This is a genomic window from Stenotrophomonas sp. 2YAF22, assembly GCF_052114665.1.
GTDB lineage: Bacteria > Pseudomonadota > Gammaproteobacteria > Xanthomonadales > Xanthomonadaceae > Stenotrophomonas > Stenotrophomonas indicatrix.
In genome coordinates this window covers 1-6,935 of sequence record NZ_JBFRFE010000178.1, presented here as the reverse complement: position 1 = coordinate 6,935, position 6,935 = coordinate 1, and the positions used below count along the sequence as shown (strand labels likewise).

General features: G+C 63.8%; 5 protein-coding genes. 2 read left to right on the top strand and 3 right to left on the bottom strand.

All coding sequences use genetic code 11. The annotated features are described in order from the left end of the window. Positions 1-2,097, bottom strand: a 2,097-nt coding sequence (locus tag AB4Y84_RS09115; RefSeq protein WP_442250025.1) for a TonB-dependent receptor, incomplete at its 3' end; no start/stop codon positions are given. A 181-nt stretch (positions 2,098-2,278) separates the two neighbouring features. Here AB4Y84_RS09115 and AB4Y84_RS09110 point away from each other — a divergent pair. Both AB4Y84_RS09110 and AB4Y84_RS09105 read left to right on the top strand, forming a co-directional pair. Beyond that, on the top strand, positions 2,279-3,682 hold the full coding sequence (locus tag AB4Y84_RS09110; RefSeq protein WP_442243592.1) for a GntP family permease: 1,404 nt from the start codon (positions 2,279-2,281) through the stop codon (positions 3,680-3,682). Between the two features lie 87 nt (positions 3,683-3,769). Continuing rightward, on the top strand, positions 3,770-4,774 hold the full coding sequence (locus AB4Y84_RS09105; RefSeq protein WP_442243591.1) for an extracellular catalytic domain type 1 short-chain-length polyhydroxyalkanoate depolymerase: 1,005 nt from the start codon (positions 3,770-3,772) through the stop codon (positions 4,772-4,774). A gap of 117 nt (positions 4,775-4,891) precedes the next feature. Here AB4Y84_RS09105 and AB4Y84_RS09100 read toward each other — a convergent pair whose 3' ends face one another. Next, a complete protein-coding gene (locus tag AB4Y84_RS09100) occupies positions 4,892-5,926 on the bottom strand; it encodes a methionine synthase (protein WP_442250024.1) in 1,035 nt (344 codons plus the stop codon). 44 nt (positions 5,927-5,970) lie between these two features. After that, on the bottom strand, positions 5,971-6,935 hold a 965-nt coding region (locus tag AB4Y84_RS09095; RefSeq protein WP_442250023.1), incomplete at its 5' end, for a DUF1852 domain-containing protein.

Genomic DNA, 6,935 nt, shown 5'->3' with positions numbered 1-6,935 from the left:
GTTGTAACCGGTGGTGCGGTATTCCTTGTCGGCCAGGTTGGTGCCCTGCAGCGAGAAGGTCCAGGCGTCGTCAAGCTTCCAGATCACGCCGGCATTGACCAGCCCGTAGCCGTCCTGGCGGATCACCGGGCTCAGATCGGTGGTCGGCCATACTTCGCTCTGATAGCTGTAGCTCACCCGTGCGGACAGGTTGCTGCCATTGGCCAGGTCGGTGCGGTACTCCACGTTCAACGCGCCCGAGAAGTCCGGTGCGTTGGTGAACTTCATCTGCTTGGCCACGTTGACGCCACGATCCATGTACTCGTCATACTTGGCATCCAGCCAGGCCAGGTTGCCGGAGATCAGCCAGTGCTGGCTGGGCAGGTACTGGTACTCGATTTCCAGGCCGTTGATGGTGCCGGCGCCGGCATTGGTGAAATCGCCGAAGAAGGCATCGTCGACGCCGTCGCCATTGGTATCGATGCCGGTGAACACCGACAGCTGGATGTCCTTGTACTTGTTATGGAACGCCGACAGGTTCAGGAACAGGCGCTGATCGAGGAAGGCCATCTTGCTGCCGATCTCGAAGCTGTCGACCGTCTCGTCATCGAACGGCTCGGCCGAGCGTGGCACCGCAACGGCATTGGCGCGGATGTTGTAGCCGCCCGACTTGAAGCCACGCGTTGCCAGGCCGTAGACCATGATGTCCGGGGTGATCTGGTAATCCAGCGACACCTTGGGCGAGACGTTCTTGAAATTGGTCTTCTTGTCGAAATCGGCGGCGACCGCGATCGGACGGGTGAACGTCGCATCCGAGTAGAAGCGGTTGAGCACGATCGCGCGCTTGTCCTCGTCGGTGTAGCGGGCGCCGACGTCCAGCTTCAGCTTGCTGGTCAGGTCGAACGTCCAGTCGGCGTACAGCGCGATGCTGTCGGTCAGCACCTTGCCGCGGGTGTCGCCGAACTGCAGGTTGAAGAAGTTGTTGCGGATCTGTCCGCCGGCCTCGCCACTGAACTGGTACAGGCCCACCACGCCGCGCACGCGGCCGCCGGCATCGTAGTTCAGCTGCACCTCGTTGCTGACCTGGTCATCATGATAAGTGCCACCCACATCGGCCAGCTTGACCGGCGTACTGTCGAAGTCGATGTTCGCGTCGCTGTCCGACTCGCGCTTGGCCACCACGTACTTCAGCGCAACGTCTTCGCTGGGCCGCCAGTTCACCGTGGCCGAGGCGCCCTTGGTCTCCACACTGTTGAGGTTGCGCATGCCCGAGCGGATGTCGTAGCGGTCATCCATCGGCGGGTAGGCGCGCACGAACGGGTTGGGTGCCAGCATCTTCGAGCCACGCATGCCGGACTGGTCATCGATCCAGTCCAGGGCGAACTGCACGTCGAAGTCGTCGCCCGCATACGCACCCAGGTTGAAGCGTGCAGCATTGATCTGCTTGTCACTGACCGGCTGGTTGGTGAAGGTGTTCTCGCCGAAGCCGTCACGATTCATGCTGGCGACCGCCACGCGCGCGCGCAGGCCGCTGTCGGCCCCGCCGATCGGGCCGCCGATCGCCGCCTTGGCGTCCAATTGGCTGTAGTTGCCCACGGTGATCTGGGCGAAGCCTTCGGTCTGGGTGGGCAGGCCGCGCGAGATGTACTTGATGGCCCCGCCGATGGTGTTCTTGCCGTACAGCGTGCCCTGCGGACCGCGCAGCACCTCGATGCGCGAGACGTCGAACACGTCCAGCAGCGCACCCTGCGGACGGGCGATGTAGACGTCGTCCAGGTAGATGCCCACGCCCGGGTCAGCGCCCCAGGTGGGGTCGGACTGGCCGACGCCGCGGATGTAGGCGGTGACCGTGCTGCTGGCGCCGCGCGCCGCGTAGATGGTGAGGTTGGGGACCTGTCCATCAAGGTCGCTGATGTCCTGGATGTTCATCTTGTCCAGGGCTTCGGACGTAAAGGCGGTGACGGCAACCGGAACCTCCTGCAGGGTTTCCTCGCGCTTGCGTGCGGTCACCGTGATGCTGTCCAGGTTGGTGGCCGAAGCGGTGCGGGCGGCTGCCGGCGTGCCCTGCGGTGTGTCCTGCGCCAGGACCGGCCCGGTGGCCAACAGCGTGCCGATCATCAGGCTCAAGCAATTCCGTTTCATTCGGTCCTCCCCCAAGGCATGTACGCGGCGAATGGCCCATTGCCACCCATGGACGCTAGGCTAGCGGCGCGGTTGCGCACCGGCGAGTGGACCTAGGTCCAGTCGGCAGCGGTCACCAGATCCGGATACTGGGCGCGTCCCCATCCGGAAGCGCCGTATGTCGTTACTGATCGTACTTGCAGCGCTGGCCTTCCTCATCCTGGTGGCCTACCGCGGTTACAGCGTGATCCTGTTCGCGCCCATCGCCGCGCTTGGCGCAGTGCTGCTCACTGATCCCTCGCTGGTGGCACCGATGTTCACCGGCTTGTTCATGGACAAGATGGTCGGCTTCCTCAAGCTCTATTTTCCGGTGTTCCTGCTGGGCGCGGTGTTCGGCAAGCTGATCGAACTGTCCGGCTTCTCCCGCTCGATCGTAGGTGCGGCGATCCGCTTGTTCGGACCGCAGCGGGCGATGCTGTCGATCGTGCTGGTGTCGGGCCTGCTCACCTATGGCGGCGTGTCATTGTTCGTGGTGGTGTTCGCGGTCTATCCGTTCGCGGCCGAGATGTTCCGCCAGAGCAACATCCCCAAGCGCCTGATTCCGGCCACGCTGGGGGTGGGCGGCTTCAGCTTCACCATGGACGCATTGCCGGGCACGCCGCAGATCCAGAACATCATCCCGACCACGTTCTTCGGCACCGATACCTGGGCGGCTCCGGTGCTGGGTACGCTGGGCAGTGTGTTCGTGCTTGCGGTGGGCATGGCCTACCTGGAGTGGCGCCGTCGCGCGGCGGTACGCAGTAGCGAGGGCTACGGAGACCCGGCCACCCTGGTGAACGAGCCGGCACCGTTCGCAGGCACCCATCTGGCGCACGCGGGTATTGCCGTGCTGCCGCTGGTGCTGGTGTTTGTGTCCAACAAGCTGTTCACCCTGGGCATACCGCACTGGTACGGCGCGGAGCACAGCTTCGTGCCGTCTATCATGGGCAGCTCGGCGCCGGTGGTGCAGGGCGTGGCGAAGATCACCGCAATCTGGGCCGTGCTGGGGGCGCTGCTGGTTGGCATCCTGTCGGTGCTGGCGCTGGCCTGGCGCCCGGTAGTCACGCAGTTTGCCGAGGGCACCAAGGCGGCGATCGGTGGTGCAGTGCTGGCCGCCATGAACACCGCCTCGGAATATGGCTTCGGCGCGGTCATCGCCGCGTTGCCCGGCTTCATGGTGGTGGCCAACGCGCTGGGGGCGATCAAGGACCCCCTGCTGCATGAAGCGGTCACCGTAACCGGTCTTGCCGGCGTCACCGGCTCTGCATCGGGCGGCATGAGCATCGCCCTGGCGGCGATGTCGGAGACCTTCATCGTCAACGCGCAGGCTGCCGGCATACCGATGGAGGTGCTGCATCGCGTTGCCGCGATGGCATCGGGCGGCATGGACAGCCTGCCGCACAACGGTGCGGTCATCACCCTGCTGATGGTCACCGGGCTGACCCATCGCCAGGCCTACAAGGACATTTTCGCAGTGACCATCATCAAGACCCTCGCGGTGTTCGTGGTGATCGGCATCTACTACGCCACCGGCTGGGTTTGACAGCGGCGTCGCAGCACCCTCTGGAAGGTCGGTCCACGAGGATTTCCGGTACCACTTCATCCACGACTCACGCATGAGGATCTGGTCATGAAATCTGGAATCGATTCAATCAAGGCGCTGATGCTGCTGCTGTGCACATGGCTGGCCACCACGGGGACCGCCTCCGCGGCAGACCCATCCGGACATTGGGATGTTGGCCTGTACGGCAATCTGTTCGGCGCCCGCGAGTACCAGGTGTGGGTGCCGGCCGGCTACGATGAAACGCGGCCACTGCCCCTGCTGCTGGTACTGCACGGCTGCGTGACCGGGCCGAACCTGATGGGCGAGGCCTCCGGCTTCAACGAGGTCGCCGACACCGAAGGCTTCATCGTGGTCTACCCGCGGCAGAACGTAACCTCCAACCCCGCACGCTGCTGGAACTGGCAGCTGCCGATCAACCAGGCGCGCGACAGTGGCGAAGCCTCCATCCTGGCCGGCATCGTGGACAAGGTGAAAGCGGGCTACAGCATCGATCCGCACCGGGTGTACGTCACCGGCATTTCCGCCGGCGGGGCGATGACTTCGATCATGCTGGCCTGCTATTCGGATGTGTTTGCGGCGGGCGCGATCCATTCCGGCGGCATGTACAAGGGCGCGACCACGATCTCCGGCAGCGCCTATGCGCTGTTGGCCGGCAGCATCTACTCACCGGACAGCAACGGGCGCCTGGCCTGGCAGTGCTCGGGCTCGCCGTCGCCGCGGCCGATCCCGGTGCTGGTCTTCCATGGCACCGCCGACGCCACGGTGAACCCGATCAACGGGCAGCAGGCCGTGCGCCAGTTCCTGCAGACCAACGACCTGGCTGACGATGGCGTGGACAACGACTCGGTGAAGTACGTGCCGACCAGCACCTTCCACGGCCAGGTGCCGGGTGGGCGTGCCTACACGGTTGACTCTTACACCTATGGCGGCAGGACGCTGGTGCAGCATTACGTGGTGCAGGGAATGGGGCATGCCTGGAGCGGCAGCCAGTCCGGTTTGCCGTTCACCGACCCCAAGGGGCCGGATGCCACGTTGATTACCTGGCTGTTCCTGAAGGATTGGCAGCGCTGAGTGTGGGGGCACAGGAGCAGGGGAGGCGGCGCCAGTGTGGGAGCGGTGGGCYCCCGCACTGGCGCGCGGCCTTTGCCTCATCCATCCAAGCGTGTGCGCCCGCATGCGCACTCGTGCTCAGCCGCGGGCCAGAAGCTCGTCGCGGATGATCTGTGCACCTGCGCTGAGCGCGCGCAGCTTGCCTCGTGCTACGTCACGCGACAGCGGCGCCATGCCGCAGTTGGTGCTGGGGTAGAGCTTGTCAGCATCCACGAACTGCAGGGCCTTGCGCAGCGTGTTGGCCACTTCTTCCGGCGTCTCGACCGTGCTGGAAGCCACATCGATGGCACCGACCATCACCTTCTTGCCGCGCACCAGCTCGATCAGGTCAATCGGCACGTGCGAGTTGTGGCATTCCAGCGAGATGATGTCGATGCTGGACGTCTGCAGCTTCGGGAACGATTCTTCATACTGGCGCCATTCCGAACCCAGCGTCTGCTTCCAGTCGGTGTTGGCCTTGATGCCGTAGCCGTAGCAGAYATGGACCGCGGTTTCGCACTTGAGCCCTTCGACCGCGCGCTCCAGTGCAGCGACACCCCAATCGTTCACTTCGTCGAAGAACACGTTGAAGGCAGGCTCGTCGAACTGGATGATGTCGACGCCGGCCGCCTCCAGTTCCCTGGCTTCCTGGTTGAGGATCCCGGCGAACTCCCATGCCAGCTTTTCGCGGCTCTTGTAGTGCGCATCGTAGAGCGTGTCGATCATGGTCATCGGGCCCGGCAGCGCCCACTTGATCGGCTGCGTGGTGTGCCTGCGCAGGAACTTCGCGTCCTCCACGAACACCGACTTCGGACGACTCACCGCACCCACCACGGTGGGCACGCTGGCGTCGTAGCGGTCGCGGATGCGGACGGTTTCGCGCTTCTCGAAATCGACACCACTGAGGTTCTCGATGAACGTGGTGACGAAATGCTGCCGTGTCTGCTCACCATCACTGACGATGTCGATGCCGGCATGCTGCTGCTCCTGCAGGGACAGGCGCAGGGCATCCTGCTTGCCCTCCAGCAGCTCTTCATCCTGCAGCTTCCAGGGCGACCAGAGCTTTTCSGGCTSKGCMAGCCAGGASGGCTTGGGCAGGCTGCCGGCGGTCGAGGTGGGCAGTAGTTTCTTCATCGGGCTGTTTCTTGTGTCCAGGTGGGAAAGGGGGAATCGACTGATCAGCGGGCGGCCCACTGCTCAAGCACGGCGCGGTACGGCTTGATGAAGTGTTCTTCGGTGAACCGGCCTTGCTTGACGGCCAGCTGGCTGCGCTCTTCGCGGTCGTAGACGATGCGGGTGGACGAATAGTCCTGGTGCTTCAGGCTGGGCTGGTAGACCTTGCCCGCTACGGAATTGGCGTTGTAGATCTCGGGGCGGTAGATCTTCTGGAAGGCCTCCATCGTGCTGATGGTGCCGATCAGTTCCAGGTTCGAGTAGTCGCCCAGCAGGTCACCCTGGAAGTAGAACGCCAGTGGCGCGACGCTGCCTGGCGGCATGAAGTAGCGCACCTGCAGCCCCATCTTGTCAAAGTACTGGTCGGTGGGGGAGAACTCGCCTTGCCGATACTCGACGCCCAGGATGGGATGGTGGTTCTCGGTGCGATGGTAGGTCTTGCTGCTGGACACGCTGATGCAGATCACCGGCGGCTTGCTGAAGTGCGCACGGTAGGCGTCGGACGCCAGGAAGTGCTTGAACAGCTTGCCATGAAGATCGCCGAAGTCTTCGGGAATGCCGAAGGTGGCCTTGCCTTCGTTGCTGGCGGGCAGCACGACGCTGAAATCGTAGTCGCGGACGTAGGAGGAGAAATTGTTGCCGACGATGCCTTCCGTACGCACGCCGGTACGCGTGTCGACGATGGTCGGCCGCAGCACCTCGATCAACGGGAACGTATCGCTGCCGTCGCTGCCATCGATGTGCATCTCCACCGAGATGATGTCCAGCTCGACCGCGTAGCGATCCGCGCTGGGGTTGTCCCAGTGCGCCAGATCGTTGAAGCGGTTGTTGATCATGCCGAGCGTGTTGCGCAGGTTTTCCTGGCGGGATTCGCCGCGGGCCAGGTTGGCGAAGTTGGTGGTGATTCGCGTGCCGTCAGCGGGCTGGTAGTCCTCGTTGAAAGGAATACGGGTGATGCTGAAGGTGAAGT

Bases quoted from the DNA above. Each gene is read 5' to 3' on its own strand.
- AB4Y84_RS09110 (WP_442243592.1), top strand. From the start codon at position 2,279: ATGTCGTTACTGATCGTACTTGCAGCGCTGGCCTTCCTCATCCTGGTG.
- AB4Y84_RS09105 (WP_442243591.1), top strand. From the start codon at position 3,770: ATGAAATCTGGAATCGATTCAATCAAGGCGCTGATGCTGCTGCTGTGC.